Origin of the sequence: Bacillus cabrialesii, assembly GCF_004124315.2 — a bacterium.
GTDB classification, from domain to species: domain Bacteria; phylum Bacillota; class Bacilli; order Bacillales; family Bacillaceae; genus Bacillus; species Bacillus cabrialesii.
The window spans coordinates 4,002,873-4,019,003 of sequence record NZ_CP096889.1 but is presented as its reverse complement, the minus strand read 5'-3'; the positions used below and the strand labels follow the sequence as shown (position 1 = coordinate 4,019,003).

The 16,131-nt window shown below is 44.0% G+C and carries 16 protein-coding genes; 6 read left to right on the top strand and 10 right to left on the bottom strand.

Translation table 11 applies throughout. The annotated features are described in order from the left end of the window. The first annotated feature begins 20 nt into the window (after positions 1-20). On the top strand, positions 21-1,229 hold the full coding sequence (locus EFK13_RS20495; protein WP_129507074.1) for a DUF418 domain-containing protein: 1,209 nt from the start codon (positions 21-23) through the stop codon (positions 1,227-1,229). 29 nt (positions 1,230-1,258) lie between these two features. On the opposite strand, the gene EFK13_RS20490 is transcribed toward EFK13_RS20495, so the two are convergent. Then, complete coding sequence (locus EFK13_RS20490) at positions 1,259-1,714, bottom strand: RDD family protein (protein WP_129507075.1); 456 nt, start codon at positions 1,712-1,714, stop codon at positions 1,259-1,261. A 256-nt stretch (positions 1,715-1,970) separates the two neighbouring features. Here EFK13_RS20490 and EFK13_RS20485 point away from each other — a divergent pair, with 256 nt between their 5' ends. Next, positions 1,971-2,396, top strand: coding sequence for a DUF5391 family protein (locus EFK13_RS20485; protein ID WP_129507076.1), 426 nt, complete (start codon positions 1,971-1,973; stop codon positions 2,394-2,396). A 100-nt stretch (positions 2,397-2,496) separates the two neighbouring features. Beyond that, complete coding sequence (locus EFK13_RS20480; protein WP_129507267.1) at positions 2,497-3,729, top strand: outer membrane protein assembly factor BamB family protein; 1,233 nt, start codon at positions 2,497-2,499, stop codon at positions 3,727-3,729. Between the two features lie 43 nt (positions 3,730-3,772). On the opposite strand, the gene EFK13_RS20475 is transcribed toward EFK13_RS20480, so the two are convergent. After that, the gene (locus EFK13_RS20475) at positions 3,773-4,240 is read right to left on the bottom strand and encodes an RDD family protein (RefSeq protein ID WP_129507077.1); all 468 of its coding nucleotides are present in this window, start codon (positions 4,238-4,240) and stop codon (positions 3,773-3,775) included. A gap of 206 nt (positions 4,241-4,446) precedes the next feature. After that, positions 4,447-5,784 carry an aldehyde dehydrogenase family protein gene (locus tag EFK13_RS20470; protein ID WP_129507078.1) on the bottom strand — a complete coding sequence of 446 codons (1,338 nt, stop codon included), beginning with the start codon at positions 5,782-5,784 and terminating at the stop codon, positions 4,447-4,449. 140 nt (positions 5,785-5,924) lie between these two features. Between EFK13_RS20470 and EFK13_RS20465 the strand changes: the two genes are divergently transcribed. Continuing rightward, entirely contained in the window at positions 5,925-7,067 is a 1,143-nt protein-coding gene (locus tag EFK13_RS20465) for a TetR/AcrR family transcriptional regulator (RefSeq protein WP_129507079.1), read from the top strand. A gap of 748 nt (positions 7,068-7,815) precedes the next feature. On the opposite strand, the gene EFK13_RS20460 is transcribed toward EFK13_RS20465, so the two are convergent. Beyond that, entirely contained in the window at positions 7,816-8,637 is an 822-nt protein-coding gene (locus tag EFK13_RS20460) for an SDR family oxidoreductase (RefSeq protein WP_129507081.1), read from the bottom strand. A gap of 116 nt (positions 8,638-8,753) precedes the next feature. On the opposite strand from EFK13_RS20460, the gene EFK13_RS20455 reads away from it, so the two are divergent. Together EFK13_RS20455 and htpG are read left to right on the top strand one after the other, a co-directional pair. Continuing rightward, positions 8,754-9,005, top strand: coding sequence for a hypothetical protein (locus EFK13_RS20455; protein ID WP_129507082.1), 252 nt, complete (start codon positions 8,754-8,756; stop codon positions 9,003-9,005). A 167-nt stretch (positions 9,006-9,172) separates the two neighbouring features. Then, positions 9,173-11,053 carry a molecular chaperone HtpG gene (gene htpG, locus EFK13_RS20450; protein ID WP_129507083.1) on the top strand — a complete coding sequence of 627 codons (1,881 nt, stop codon included), beginning with the start codon at positions 9,173-9,175 and terminating at the stop codon, positions 11,051-11,053. Between the two features lie 41 nt (positions 11,054-11,094). On the opposite strand, the gene EFK13_RS20445 is transcribed toward htpG, so the two are convergent. The 6 genes from EFK13_RS20445 to EFK13_RS20420 all read right to left on the bottom strand — a co-directional run bounded on the left by EFK13_RS20445 (position 11,095) and on the right by EFK13_RS20420 (position 16,127). Continuing rightward, positions 11,095-12,480, bottom strand: a complete 1,386-nt coding sequence (locus tag EFK13_RS20445; RefSeq protein WP_129507084.1) for a sugar porter family MFS transporter — start codon at positions 12,478-12,480, stop codon at positions 11,095-11,097. A gap of 116 nt (positions 12,481-12,596) precedes the next feature. After that, positions 12,597-13,085, bottom strand: a complete 489-nt coding sequence (locus tag EFK13_RS20440; RefSeq protein ID WP_240034934.1) for an HPP family protein — start codon at positions 13,083-13,085, stop codon at positions 12,597-12,599. Between the two features lie 135 nt (positions 13,086-13,220). Further along, on the bottom strand, positions 13,221-13,796 hold the full coding sequence (locus tag EFK13_RS20435) for a CGNR zinc finger domain-containing protein (RefSeq protein WP_428845373.1): 576 nt from the start codon (positions 13,794-13,796) through the stop codon (positions 13,221-13,223). A 168-nt stretch (positions 13,797-13,964) separates the two neighbouring features. Then, entirely contained in the window at positions 13,965-14,270 is a 306-nt protein-coding gene (locus tag EFK13_RS20430; RefSeq protein WP_129507086.1) for a DUF2653 family protein, read from the bottom strand. A gap of 3 nt (positions 14,271-14,273) precedes the next feature. Further along, complete coding sequence (locus EFK13_RS20425) at positions 14,274-14,924, bottom strand: hypothetical protein (protein WP_129507087.1); 651 nt, start codon at positions 14,922-14,924, stop codon at positions 14,274-14,276. Positions 14,925-15,194: 270 nt separating this feature from the next. Then, a complete protein-coding gene (locus EFK13_RS20420; RefSeq protein WP_129507088.1) occupies positions 15,195-16,127 on the bottom strand; it encodes an aldo/keto reductase in 933 nt (310 codons plus the stop codon). Positions 16,128-16,131 lie beyond the last annotated feature (4 nt).

The following is a 16,131-nucleotide window of genomic DNA, read 5'->3' as shown; positions in this document are numbered from 1 at the left end:
AAAAAAGGAGCGTGATGGATGTGGCTTCATTACAGCCGACTTTGGCAAATGAGCGGATCGGCGTGCTTGATGTGCTAAGAGGAATGTCGATTTTCGGCATCTTATTTGTCAATCTGGCACATTTCAGTTATCCGGATATGTACTTGTCTATGCTTGGAAAAGAGAACTTTTTTACAGAAAAGTGGTCTGAAGCAGACTTTGCAGCAGCAGACATACTGACATTCTTCATCCAAACAAAATGTATTTTGTTATTTTCCTTTTTATTTGGATTTGGCATGGTTGTCATGATGGAGAGAGCCGTAAGCAAAGGGAAGCGGTTTGTCCCGCTGTATGCGAGAAGGTTAGCGGCGCTTCTCTTATTTGGAACGGTTCATGCCTTTTTGATTTGGGACGGGGATATTTTAACCGAATACGCCCTGCTCGGCTTTGTCCTGCTCTTATTTCGAAAAGCAAAGCCGAAAACACTGCTGATATGGGCGGTCTCTTTGTATCTCCTGTTTTCGCTTCCGTTCATGTTGACCGGGTTTGATCAATCAAACGGACAGGAATGGGCACAAGCGGTAACTCAGCAAGCAAAGCAAGCGCTCCATGTTTATGAAAGCGGCAGCTTGAAGGACATTGCGGAACAGCGGATCCACGATCGGCTTGTCTACATGTCTTCGAATGGAATGCTTACGTATAACCCGATCAACTTCTTCTTTGCATCCATTCCTTATTTCAGCATGTTTTTGCTGGGAGCTGCTGCGGCGAAGTCACGATATCTGCACGAACCCGGAAAGCATCGCAAAGGATTGAAACGAGTGTGGCTGACTGGACTAGTCATCGGCATCAGCGCCCAAGTGCTGTACAGTGTAACGGATAAGGAAGTATTCTTACTGATTGGCGCGCCTTTCCTTATGTTTTTCTATGTCACAACGGTTGTCTATCTTTATCATAAAACAAGAGTGAGAACAGTGCTGCAATCCTTCTCTGCTGTTGGGAAGATGGCATTTACCAATTATCTGATGCAGTCGATCGTGTGTACGTGGATTTTCTATCATTTCGGATTGGGGTTGTACGGGAAAGTGTACCCTGCCGCCGGCGTGCTCATCACGATTGCGGTTTGTGCCATTCAAATGGTCTGCAGCCACCTTTGGCTTCGGGTATTCCGGATGGGTCCGTTTGAGTGGCTATGGAGAAGCGCTACGTATCTGTCATGGCAGCCTATTGTAAAGAAAACAAAAGTCTAAACGCAAATTGGCGTTTAGACTTTTTTCTATTATTTATACACGACACGTGTTTTGCAAATGATGTCATGCAGGCCCTTTTTCTCTCCAAAGGCGATCATGATAAAACCGATATATAAGATGATTCCAGATAAAATGTATGCGAAGTAACGGCCGATTCCCTGTCCGACAGAAACCCGTTCGCCTTGTTCATTGACCACTTTCAGGCCAAGAATTTTTTTGCCGAGTGTGCCCTGCATTTTAGAAGCTGTGAGCAGACCGTAATATAACACACTGATGACGATCATGATCAGCATGGTAGGCAAAAATGCCAGCGTCATGTATTTCACTAAATACTCTTCTTCCGTCATGTAAGGGTTTGCTGCCACAGATCCAGCTACAAACACAGTATTGATCATAAATAGAATAATATAACTAGGAACAGATACAATAATGCCATCAATAAAATAAGCTAAAAAACGAATCCAAAATCCTGCTGGTTTTTCCATGTATTTTTCTCTCTCCTTTGAATTAATCTGGAATAGTATACTTTGAAAAAAAAGCATGTGCAATATGATATGGTGATATAATCCTGACATGCCTGAAAAATGAGTCTTTTATCCTTTATTTTTTACTATAAAAATATACTAGGTAAAACGATATCATCCGTTCTGCATTCTGGAATTTTTTTAAAAATATAATGAAGTTCCGTTCCAGCTTACTTATAATAAAAAGGTTAATATTTCTACTTAAAGGGGGAGTTGGATGTCTAGAAAAAACAGCGTGGCGATCATGACAGCCATTTCTGCTTTTCTTTTCTGCGCCATAATTGCCGCTGCTTCACTTTCGCCGCTGTCCGGAACGGGAGGGGCGGCCAATCAGTTTAATTCAGTTGGCATGTGGTCAGCTATCGGTATGATTCTTGTATTGTATTTTATTCCTTTTATCATTTATATGCTCGGAGTAGATGCGATGAGGTATGTCATGGCGGTGCTGTGCGGTTTTGGGCTGCTGATTCACTTGTCTTCGGCTGGGTTTATCGTGATGTTTAGTTTCTTCAGTGACCATCTGCTTTCTGAGGTGATCTTTGTGATTGCGGTTAGTCTCGCTGCGGCTGCTGTCAATATCATTTGGTTTGTGGCTGCGTTTCGTTCAGTTTCTGAAAAAACGCCCGCGAACAGCCTGACATAGTTTTCTAGTTTGTGATGTTTTTGTGAAGCAGAATTATAAAATGGATGAATATGTTATGATGGTCACATATTAGAAAATACATATAATGGGGGTCCAAATGATGGTTAAGTCATTTCGTATGAAAGCTCTGATTGCGGGAGTTGCGGTGGCGGCTGCTGTTTCGGCCGGCGCTGTTTCTGATGTGCCCGCTGCCAAAGTGCTTCAGCCGACAGCTGCTTACGCGGCGGAAACGGTGTTTTCTCAAAATAATGGAGCATCAGGCTTTTTAACAGGAAGGTATGATGTACAAGCGATGGCGCCTGCCATGTTTAACTGGTCACGCGAGAGCCGATTCGCTGGCAATACAGACGGGACGCTGAAATGGCAAAACGATATCAGAACGACTCCGCAAAATGGTGCGGGGGCTGTAGTTGATGGAGACGGCACGGTATATCTTCATTCCAGAGACGGGGAAATGAAAGCCTTTAATCCGGACGGCTCAGTCAAATGGGTGACAGGCAATCTTGGAAAAACATATACGCAATCTCCTGTACTTGGGACCAACGGCGTTATCTACCTGGCATCCTATGATAAAAAGATTTATTTTATCGACAAAGAAACGGGAGAAATTTTAACAACGGTTCCGTTAAGCGGGGGGCCAAGCTCTGAAACGGTGATCGGTTCGGACGGTACGCTGTACTTCTCAACACTTGATAATTATGTTCACGCGATCAAACCGACGTCCAAATCAACTTGGACAGAGCGCTGGAAGTTGAAAACAAATGGTGTCGTCAGCTCTGTGCCGGTGCTTGCCTCAAACGGCACCGTGTATGTCGGCACATATAATGACGTGTTTTATGCGATTAACTCCGGAACCGGACAGGTGAAATGGTCCAGAACGACGTCAAATGCGTTTAAAGGATATCCGGTGATTGATAAGGATGGCAACGTTTATGCCGGTAACCAAGACGGACAGCTGTATGCCTATACGTCAACAGGCAGCTTGAAATGGAAATTCCCGCTCAACGGGTTCGCCAGTTCATCGCCTGCGATCGACCATAATGGCAATATCTACATCGGTTCAGGAAGCGGCGAGCTCTTTTCCATCAGCAAAAACGGGGATATGAACTGGTCATTCTACACAGAAGGCCCTGTCAGAACGGCGCCGCTAATTGACGCGAAGGGAACGGTTTATTTCGGTTCTGATGATATGAAGGTCTATGCGGCGGACGCAAACGGCAATGAATTATGGAGCTATCAAACCGACAGCAACGTCGTGTCTTCTCCTCAGCTTGCTGAGGATGGAACTCTTTATATTGGAAGCTATACGAAGCTGATGGCTTTTGGGAAATAGCAGAACAGGCTGGCGAGGTTATCTCGGCAGCCTGTTTTTTTCATCAATCAAGATTTTTATTTTTATAGACAACCTTTGTCCCGCAAATATAATCGTGTAATGCCAGTTTAGAGGGAAAAGCCGCCATAATGTAACCGATATACAAAATTCCTGATGGTATGTAAGCGAAGAAACGGCCAAAGCTGCGCCAAAATGAAATTCGCTCGCCATACTGATTGACAACGATGATGCCCATGAGTTTTTTGCCTAGTGTTGCTTGCATTTTTGAAGAAGTCAGCAAGCTATAATAAAGAATGCCGAAGATATATATAATGGCGATAACAGGGATTGTCCCGAATATCAGCATATAAAATTTATATTGACCTTCTGTCATATAGGAGCTTCCTGCATCAATGAGAGGCAGGACAATTAAGGTGTTAAATTGGATCATAATAAAAGCAAAAAAATAGATAATCAAATCATCAATAATAGAGGCAACTGCCCGAATCCAAAATCCAGCTGGTTTTTCCATGTATAATATTCTCTCCTTTGAAGTTTTCTGGGATATTATACGGTAGAAGGTGAAGTGTTTCAATGAGATATACCGGAGGAAATTGGTCTTGTATCAAAAACGGTATTTTATTACTATTTATTTCTTTGTTTTTCCTTTTTATCTTTAGGTTAATAGGTTGATAAAAAAAGAGAACCTGCAAGATGATGCAGATTCTCTTAACATGATTATTTAGCAGCTTGAATAAATACACCCTTCTCATGAGAAAACTCTTTAAATCCATATACCCCATGATAGGAGCCAATTCCGCTTGTGTTGACGCCGCCGAATGGCAGGTTGACGTCACTGAAGTGAACGACAACATCGTTAATGGCTGCGTTGCCTGAAGTTGTATGCTGGAGGACGTTGTCGATCAGGTCTTGGTTGTGGCTGAATACATAAAGCGCAAGCGGTTTATCACGATCATTTACGTAATCGATGACCTCGTCAATGTCTTCATAATTCATCATTGGCAGGATCGGTGCGAAGATTTCCTCCTGCATGATTTTCATGTCGGGCGTGACGTTTTTCAAAACGGTTGGCGAGATCGTGCGATCGCTGGCATCGAATACGCCGCCGAACACGACTTCCGCCCCTTTTTCGATGGCGTCGTCGAACAGGTCTTTGACGCGGTTGAAGTTGCGGTCGTTGACAATCTGCGTAAATTTACTGCGGTCCGGATTGTGATCATCCTCCATAAATCCTGCGTTGACGATTGTTTGTAAAATGCCCGCGAACTTGTCCTGCACATCTTTTTTAATGAACAGATAATCAGGTGCGATGCAGGTTTGGCCGGCGTTTACGAATTTGCCGACGGCGATCTTTTTCGCTGCGTCCATGAGATCGTATTCACTGTCAATGATTGTCGGGCTCTTGCCGCCAAGCTCAAGTGTGACAGATGCCAAGTGTTTGGCAGCCGCTGTCATGACGATTTTTCCGACATTTGTGCTACCGGTGAAGAAAATATGGTCGAATGGCTGATCCAGAAGCTCGGTTGCCACCTCAACCTCTCCTTCAAAAATCGCGACTTCTTTTTCATCAAAAGCATCTCGGATTACTTTTGCGGCAATGTTGCTCGTATTCATCGTAAAATCGGACAGCTTCACAATCGCGCTGTTTCCGGCTGCGAGAGAAGCGGCAAGCGGCGCCATTGTCAGCATAAACGGATAGTTCCACGGGCCGAGGATGAGTGTTACGCCTTTTGGCTCGTACATGAGAATCCCATTTGCCTCGGGGCTTAACGACGAACCGACTTCTTTAGGCGCCATCCATTTTTCTAGGTTGTTCATATTATCTCGGATCGCTTTTTTTGTTCCTTCGATTTCCGCTTTTTTGACCTCGTGATATGGTTTGCGGACGTCTTTGCGGATCGCTTCGATGATTTCTTCCTCATGGGCGACCACAGAATCTAAAAAGCGCTGAAGCTTTTCTCTGCGCTGTTCCGCTGTTGATGCCCGCAATGCTTTTTGCTGTTTTTTCTGAAGCTGAAAGACACGCTGGATGTCGTCTTTTATTTGCTGTTCCATTGTAAATCCCCCTCATTTGCTTTCTTCTTTTCTCGGACCTATTATAAAGTGGTACCTTTTCTATAAGAAAGACAACGGTGAACCATCTATACGTTACCGTACATATATCGAATATTTGTCTAATGACTGGGGGTGTTTTTGTGGCGGAATCTGCTGAAGCTCAAGTGAAACAGGCGCTGCTGGCTTTATTGGAAGAAAGAGATATTCAACACATTACAATGAAAGAAATCGCTGAAAAGGCCAAAGTGAGCCGCGGGACGCTCTACCTTTATTATGAAGACAAGTTCTCCATTATTGAGGATGTGATCGAAGACATGAAGGAAGGGCTGGGCGAAGCGCTCTATGACGCCTTCAAACATATGGACACACTCCATTTAAATAAAAAACGGCACACCGTGCATCCGACTCTGTCCTTTGTCCACGAGCATCGATCCTTTTTTGGCACGATGATGAACAGAGAACATGTTCATCGTTTTTTTAAGGATGTGTTTCAGCAGGATGTTTTGCTAACTCCGGTCAATGTAAATCTGACGCCGATCGAACAGGAGATTTACGGACATTACCGGGCTTTGTACACGTACGCGATTATTCTGTATTGGCTGAATGAGGATGCGGACGCGACTCCGGAAGCCATCAGCCAAAAGGTATGGGAGCTTGTTTCTCAGAAGCGGTTTTATTGGCTGTTTGGACAGGCTGTGGCAGGGGAGCGGCAGGAGGACAAGCAAATCGACAGGCGTGTGGTTCGAACGAGAGAGGCGCTGCAGAAGGCTTTGCTGGACGTATTGGCAGAGAAAAAAGACTACGCGGCCATCACGATTTCTGACATGACCCGGAAAAGCAATATCCGCCGCGCAACCTTTTATGATCACTATGCCAGCAAAGAGGAATTGCTGCAGACCGTGATTCAGCAATCATGTGCGGAGATGATAGAACACCTGACGATTGCCTCACGTCCGAATGAGCTTTCCTTCGAAGAAGCGGAGGAGGCGCTCGCCGGCCTGCTTTCTGCTTTAGACCGCATGCCTATTGTCCATGTGCTCAATCGGGACTGGGGTGTTCCTCATGTGATCCCCGAGATGCTCAAAGCGCTGGAATCATTTTATCTGCATCAGCAAACTAATATTCCTGCGGAGAAAAAGCTTTATGCCTATTATGTATCAGCGATGATTATCGGGCTGATTTTGTATCGGCTTGATGAAGGGAAGGCGCATGCGCCGGAAGTGCTGGCGAGGGAGTTTTTGCAGTTTTTGGATGTGAAGAAGTATAAGGTGGTATTGCTTTGAAGTGCCCGGAGACTTAATCCGGGCTTTGGGTCGTTATGTCACTTGGTGTTTTGAGTTTCTTTCTTATCTTTTAAGGTGAGATTTAAAAATAGAAGGGCCAAAAGAATTTGAGCAATGTTCATCGACCAAGATTTCCAGCTTAAAGTAGGATCTAAAATCGTATGAAAGAGCAGATGAACGATAGAAGAAAATGAAAAGAGTAAAAATAGTAGTTTATTTTCTGTAAGTGTATTTGCCATTAATTCTTTTTAGAAACTAATATAATTATCCGATTATGAAGGTTGATTTTTGAAATCGGAAACCAATTAACGTTATATACTAAGCATTCATTGAACTTTTGGCGCTTTTAGCACGTTTATATAAAATAAGTGCATAGTTTAGATAGATAAGATATAAAGGAAGGTTAAAAATGCCTAAATGGAAAAAATAAGAAATGGATATGCTGATGAAACCTCCTAAAATGATATAGATATATAACAATTTCATTCTATCAACTCCTAATAAATGATAAATACATTGTAAAACATCATACACAATATGTGAAATATATGGATAAATGCAATTTGTAGTTTTCATCAGTTTTTTTCTTGCCAGACAGCGGAAAAAAGAATGAGGAGAAATTGAAAAAAGGGAGCTTAACCTAATGATCCAGGTTAAGCTCCCTTTCATTTTTCTATGATTTATGGATGGTAGATTTTTAATTTATATATTGGTATTTGAAATTAACGCATCTTAAAGTAGACTATGTTTATTTTGTCTCTTCCTTCCATTTCCCATCAATCAGCATTTTCCCAGGCCATGTATACGCCATGATGCCGCCGTCTGCGGTGATGTCTTCGCCTGTGACGTATGAGCTGTCGTCTGACGCGAGGAACAGCGCCACTGTCGCCATTTCCTTCGGCTGGCCGAGGCGGCCGAGCGGCGTGACCCATTTGTTGGCTTCTCGGAATGTTTCGCCCATTTCCTGTTCTTTGGTGCCTGCCAGTTTATCAATCAGCGGGGTTTCGATCGTACCCGGCGAAATGGAATTGACGCGGATGCCGTTCCGTGCGTAGTCAATCGCCATCGCTTTTGTCAGGTTGGTGATGCCGCCTTTTGCTGCGTTGTAGCCGGAACGGTCAAGGTCCGCGGCACGGCCTGACATGGAGGAGGTGTTGATGATGGAGCCTCCTTTTTCGAGCATGAGCGGGATCAGGTATTTGCTGCAAAGGAACGTGCCGCGCAGGTCGACGGAGATAATGCGGTCAAACAAATCAACCGGATATTCGTGCACTTTTCCCCCTTCCTGATCAACGCCGGCGTTATTAAACAGAATATCTATCGTACCGCACGCCTCCTTCATTTGATCAGCAAATGCTTTCACACTGTTTTCATCTGACACATCGAGGTGAAAGGCATCCGCCTGTCCTCCGTTTTGTCTGATTGCTTCGACTGTTTCTTTCATCTGATTTGTATTGATGTCTCCAATCATCACACGCGCGCCTTCATTGGCAAAAACCTCTGCCGTCGCTTGTCCAATGCCTGTCGCGGCGCCTGTGATCACTGCGGTTTTGTTTTCAAGTCTTCCCATGACGAGACCTCCTTTTTCTATTTGTCTTCCCGCTCTATGCAGTGATAAACATGCAGGAAAAGAACTGCCAACATATGTTAAGATGGATTGGGAAATTGTTGGGAGGTTTGTGTGTTTTGAAAGTACAGCATAAGAAGGAGCTCAAGTTTTATTGCTTTGTCATGATTCCATTAATGTTTGTTGTGCTGACTGTCATCTCTTTTATCTTGCAGGAGATTACGTTTCCGGTGACAGCAAGCGCGTTTCTGAATGCTTCATGGCATAATCTATTGTTTCTGATACCGTTCGGTTTGTTTTTCTATCCGGTGCATATATGGATGAAGCGGGAGTTTGGCCGCTGGAACGAGGCTGAAAAAAAGAGAGGGTGATGACCTCTCTTTTTTTGAGAATAACTAGTGAAAGCGCATCTAAATCATGTTAAATTTACATATATATGCATCTACCAATCTAATTGACAATTGTCACTGTATGTGATAAATAGATGCTGAAAAGAGTTTACATAACATAACAACATATCAAAAAGGAGCGATCTATAGTGGCGAAAAAAGAGTTTAAAGCAGAGTCCAAACGACTGCTGGATATGATGATTCATTCCATTTATACTCAAAAAGAAATTTTCCTGCGTGAGTTAATTTCCAATTCGAGTGATGCGATTGACAAAATCTATTACAAAGCGCTGACGGATGATGCGCTTACGTTTGATAAAGACAGTTACTATATAAAGGTTGCAGCTGACAAAGATGCGAGAACATTAACGATCTCCGATACAGGGATCGGCATGACAAAGGACGAGCTTGAACAGCATCTCGGAACAATTGCGAAAAGCGGTTCCCTCGCGTTTAAAAAGGAAAACGAGCTGAAAGACGGACATGACATCATCGGCCAATTCGGTGTCGGTTTTTATGCGGCGTTTATGGTTGCCGATGTCGTGACGGTCATCAGTAAGGCGCTCGGCAGCGAAGAGGCATATAAATGGGAGTCTGCGGGTGCAGACGGCTATACGATTGAGCCGTGTGAAAAGGATTCTATCGGTACAGACATTATCCTGAAAATCAAAGAGAACACAGAAGATGACAGCTATGACGAATTCTTAGAAGAATATCGTTTAAAAGCGATCATCAAGAAGTACTCCGACTTCATTCGCTACCCTATTAAAATGGATACAACCATTAATAAGCCGAAGGAAGGCAGCGAGAATGAATTTGAAGAAGTGCAGGAAGAACAGACGATTAACAGCATGGTGCCGATCTGGAGAAAAAACAAAAGCGAGCTGACAGATGAGGACTATGAAAAGTTCTATGCTGAAAAGCATTATGGATTTGATAAACCGCTCACGCATGTTCATATCAGTGTGGATGGCGCCGTTCGCTACAACGCGATTTTATTTGTTCCTGAAAACATGCCGTTTGACTATTATTCTAAGGAATATGAGAAAGGCTTGGAGCTGTATTCCAATGGCGTGCTGATCATGAACAAGTGCGCTGATCTGCTTCCGGACCACTTCAGCTTTGTGAAGGGGATGGTCGATTCCGAGGATCTGTCGCTGAACATTTCCAGAGAAATGCTGCAGCATGACCGCCAGCTGAAGCTGATCGCGAAAAATATCAGCAAAAAAATCAAAAGCGAGCTGCAAAGCCTGCTGAAAAAAGACCGAGAGAAATACGAGACGTTCTACAACTCATTCGGCAGACAGCTGAAATTTGGCGTGTACAATGATTTTGGCGCGAATAAGGATCAATTGAAGGACCTCTTATTATTCTACTCTTCCAAAGAGAAAAAACTGGTCAGCTTAGACGAGTACGTATCCAGAATGCCTGAGGAGCAGAAATACATTTATTACGCGGCCGGTGATTCTTATGATCGCATTGAGAAACTGCCGCAAACGGAAATGGTAGCCGACAAGGGCTATGAAATTCTCTACTTTACTGAGGACATCGATGAGTTTGCGATTAAAATGCTGGCATCTTATCAGGAAAAAGAATTCAAATCCGTATCAAGCGGAGACCTTGGCATAGACACCGATGAGGACCAAAAGCAGTCCGAGGAAGAGGAAAGCAAATACAAGGATCTGTTTGAGGAAATGAAAAACATTCTGTCAGACAAAGTGAAAAACGTTAGAATCTCAAAACGTCTTAAATCTCATCCAGTCTGTCTTGCCGCTGACGGCGAAGTGACAATCGAGATGGAAAAAATCTTAAACGCGATGCCGGACAGCCAAAATGTAAAGGCGGAAAAAGTGCTGGAAATCAACCCGAATCACGAGGTGTTCCAAACGCTTCAGGACGCATTTGAACAAGATAAAGAGAAGCTGAGCCTGTACACAAACCTTCTGTACAATCAGGCGCTTCTCATCGAAGGCCTGCCGATTCAGGACCCTGTGGAATTTACGAACAATATTTGCAAGGTTATGGTGTAATAGAAAAAAGGAATCGTCCCGTGTGGAGACGATTCCTTTTTTTATAATGTGCGCTCATTCAGCACTTGGCTTTGGCTGCTTTTCTTCTTTTTAAACCGGTTTTTCAGGCTTGCTTCAATTTCCTCCAAGCTTTTCCCTTTGGTTTCCGGAACCATGTAGAAAGCGAAGAAAAATGAGAGAAGACAAATAACCGAGAAAATCATAAAGACCCATGCGATGCCCATGGCGCTGAGCATCAGCGGGAAGACGAGCGACACGATCAGGTTGGCCGCCGATAACACCAAAGTGGTGAACCCTGTCGCGGCTCCGCGCGCTTTGGACGGAAAGAGTTCAGGCATAAGCACCCAAACCACCGGACCCCATGTCGCCTGGTAAAATACGATATAAACGCCGAGAAAGACAACAGTCATCCACGCCGTTGATGAGGAGAGTCCCAGTGTCAGGAGCACGCCTGATAATGCGGCCAGGCTCAGTGTGATGCCGACACTTCCCCAGATCAGAAGCTTTTTGCGGCCGACACGGTCAATTAAGATCATGGCGGTGATGCACATGATGACGTTGAGGACACCGATCCCCATTGTGCCGAGCGCAGAAGCTGACGTACCAAGGCCGGCCTTCGTGAAAATGGTCGGCGCGTAGTAGATCACGGTGTTAATGCCGACGGCTTGCTGGAAAATGGCAAGACCGACGCCAATCAAAAGCATGGGGCGAATCCATTTTGCTTTCAGCACGCCGAGTGTCGTTTCTTTTTTCTCTGCTTCCCCTTGCTTCATCTCGGCCAATTCCAATTCAATATCTTCAGGATCATGTGTGATGTTCATGATGCGTTTCGCTTCTTCTTCACGGCCGCGCTTCACGAGCCATCTTGGCGATTCCGGCATAAACGCGATGCCGATTAATAAAAGCACGGCAGGCACCGCGGCAAGGCCGACCATCCAGCGCCACGCTTCAAACGGTGTGAACAGATAGTTTACGATATAAGCGAGCAAAATGCCGGTGACAATCATTAAGTTGTTCATCGTGCCGAGTGTACCGCGGATTTTCGTCGGTGCCATTTCTGACAGGTACACGGGCACAAGCGCCGTTGAACCGCCGACGGCCAATCCGAGAATGACCCTAGAAGCAATCAGCATGCCGATCGTTTGAGAAAACGCGCAGGCGAGCGCGCCGACAATGAAAATGATAGAAAGGACAAATACAACTTTTCTTCTGCCCCAGCGATCAGAGCATGTGCCGCTTAAGGCAGAACCGAAAATCGCGCCAAGGAGCAGCATGCTGACAACCAATCCCTCTGTCAATGTCGTTAAAGGAATATCGTTGTTGATAAACAGCAGCGCTCCAGAGATGACGCCCGTATCGTAACCGTAAAGCAGTCCCCCTAAAGCGCCAAAAAAGTAGATCATATATTTCCTTGTGTTTGTTTTCACAAATGTTCCCCCTCAGTTGTTAGGCCAATGAGTATCTAAAATGTTTAACAAAGTTAATAGAGTAGTACCCATTTCCTATCTCATTTGAAACATTTGTTTTGGAAAAAAGGGAAACATTAAAGCCAAAATGCGGGATATTGCCGGTTTTTGCGCAAGTTATTGATAACAAGAGCGATGATCACGATGATGATAGATCCAATGAGCACGGGAAATATTAAATAACTCCAAGCATACGCCCCTTGAATGACGACAATCGGGTCTGCGCCGGCAGGAGGATGAGTGGTTTTGGTCAGCATCATCAAGCAAATGGCAAGACCTGTGCCCAATGCAAAGGTCCATGGATGGGCGCCGAATATGTGAAGGACAGCAATCCCGGTAAGCGCGGAAATGAAATGGCCGCCAATCACATTTCTCGGCTGTGATAATGGAGCGTTCCAAGCGCTGAATACCAGCACACAGCTTGCTCCAAAAGGCGCCATTAACCATAAGCTTGATGTATAAGAGGTCAGCGAAGCGAGTGTCAGTATGGTGATGAATCCGCCTATAAGCCCTGTAACAGCGTCTTTGCCGTTTACCTGTAAAGGCGTTTTTCCTGTTCCTTTCATTTTCAAAAAGAAGTTGTTTTCCAAATTTATCCCTCCAGTATGTATAGAATAATAGTAATAAATTAACCTGTCAATTTTATTTTTAGAGGTTAGTTTTCGATTCGATAAAAAAACCGTTCGCTGGAGAACGGATTCTTACTCATGATTCATTTTTTTCTGATGGCGTGAGACCTTATGTCTGTTGCCGCATATCTTCATGGAGCACCATTTTCGCCTTCCTGTTTTATCAAGAAAAAGCAAAATGCACTTTTTATTTACGCACCGTTTCAGCTGTTGGATTTCTTTTGTATGAATTAGCCATAACGCATCGTAAGCGATAAGCGATAAAATGGAATCATCTGGTTTTCCATTCGGGATGCGGGCAAGTTTGTCATCTATGATTTGATAAGAAAAGGGAGCGGCGGCGATTTGATCTTGCAGGAAAGAGATAAAAGCTGGAGAAGGTTCACTGCCTTCGGCGATACGCTCAAAGTGTGTTCTCAGCTCAGCCCGGAATTGATGAATCCGTTGCAATTGTTCTTGGACTTGCTGTAGCGTAAGAGAACAGAGAAAAGGAGCGGTTTCTCCCATTATTTCTAACCATGCCATCAGTTCTTTTTCTGACTGGATGAGATCGTGCCGTTTATCATAGCTTATGATTTCAGTATTCACGAGATCGAGAGAAAGGTTTTGTGTGATAAGAGGGAATTGAGCATTTGCCATTGTAATCATTCCTTTCAAAATTATTGTAAGCGCCGAAACCTTTTTTGCGCAAGGATATGAGTAAAAGTAGGCTTTACATTTTATCCTTCAGGCGGGCTGCTGATGATGGGGCGGTGCTCTTCCTGTTTCCAAGAAATCATAAAAAAACCCTACTCGCGCGGAGTAAGGTTTTGGTTTTTATTCTCCCTCGTTGACAAAAACCAGGGCGGAGAATCCTTTTTTCTTATCAAATTGCAATTCTACGACGGTAACGTGTGGATTGAAATTGTGGTATTCCTCTAAAAACTGGATAATACCCTCTGAAATCTCGTCTGACATAAGCTGCTTGTGATGCAGGCCATATTTTGCTTCTGCGAAGAATCCTGTACGCTTGTTGTAAGACAGCTCTTTTACTTCAACGTCTTCAGGGTAGATATCCTCTTCATTGGAAACATACACACAAATGCCGTCTACGATTTCTTGTTCATTTAATATTAATCTCATGACCTAAAATCTCCTTCTGTACGTCTGCGGTGCTTTAAACGCGCGAATCAGTGCGATCACAATGAATAAAATAACGATTAACGCGATAATATCAACGATCCAGGCAATCGGCGAAGCGCCATAAGAAACATATCCCGGGCCTCCGACTGGATGATAGGTATAACCCCAAGGGTGCAGCATGCTGATCATAAACATGCCTGTTGTGAATCCGCTATAATAGCCAAACCACCCAGATGGCGAGAAACCTGCATTGTAGTAATGATTGACTGAAACATAACGTCCGCCCACATAAGCTTTAGACGTTTTTCCGCTGTATGTCTTTCCGCTTACTTTTGATGTGGCACCAGAAAACGTGCCTGACGATTTTTTAGAGCTTGACGAGCTTGATGTACTTGAAGATTTCTTTTTCAGCGAAATCGATGATGATGAATCGTCTGATGTCTTGGATTTTCTGCTTGACGAGCTTGATCCCGAACTGTAGCTTGATTTCGGGCTGGATTTATAGCTTCCGCTGTAAGACGAGCTTGAGCTTCGGCTGCTGTAACTAGATGATGAGCGGCCGCTAAAACTTTTGGCATGAGAAATGGTTGATGGCAGCAGTACACCTAAAGCAACGATTACTGCGACTAAGGCTTTTACATATTTAAGTTTCATTCTGTCTCCTCCATAGACCGCCGGAACGGCCCGTTTAAAAGAACTGGGTCAGGTTTTTTACATATGAGTTTCTTATTTTTATCTAATGCTTCATATCTAGTTTTGCTTTTTTAATCACTTTCTTTCTGAGATCATTTACCTTTATTTTATCGGATTTATGGCTCTTTTTGTAAGCTTTTGCTTAAAATCAATGATTCTTTTGGAGGTGATAGATTCATTTTGCACAAATAAAAACAGCCTTCCCGTCGGAGAAGGCTGTTTTTATTCTTATTATGAGAACAGCTGATCAATAAATGAAATATCCTCTTGAGAAAGCGTCACGTCCGCTGTTTTGATGTTATCAACCAGCTGATCGGCACGTTTTGCTCCAGGGATTAGAATATCAATTTCCGGTCTTGCCAAATACCAAGCCAATACGATGTGAGGGATGTCCACGTTGTGCTTTTCGGCAATCGGCGCAAGCTTGTTGACCTTTCTGATATTTTCTTTGAAACGCTCACCCTTGAAGTTTTCCATTTCGTTTCGCAGATCACCTTCAGGGAACGTTGTATCTTCTGTATACTTTCCTGCCAACAATCCTGATACGAGCGGGAAGTAAGGGATAAATGAAATGTTATGCTCCTTTGTATATGGGAAGAATGTGTTTTCCGCTTCACGGTTTAACAGGTTGTATTCGCCCTGCAATACATCTACCAACCCGTCTCTGTTTGCTTCTTTCAATTGCTCTAAAGAGAAGTTGGAGACACCGATGGAGCGAATTTTGCCGGCTTGCTTCATCTCATTCAGTGCGTTGACTGCTTCATCCTTTGGTGTAGATTCGTCCGGGAAGTGGATGTAGAACAGATCGATATAATCCGTGTTCAAACGCTTCAGGCTTTCATCAACTGATTTCTTAAGAAATTCCGGTGAGTTATCAAAGACAAAGTCATTTCCTTGTTTTCTGTGTGCGGCTTTTGTGGCGATGACAACATCTTCGCGGTTGAATTCGCGCAGCACTTCACCAATTAATTCTTCGGAACGGCCGATCCCGTAAATATAAGCGGTGTCTAACATTGTCACGCCATTACGGATCGCCTCGCGCACCAATTCTTTCCCGGTTTCTTCATTCAGGTTCGGGTAGAGGTTATGTCCTCCGACAGCATTTGTTCCTAATCCAATTGGGAATACCTGCAAGTCTGATTTTCCGAGCGTAGCTTTTTTCATGATC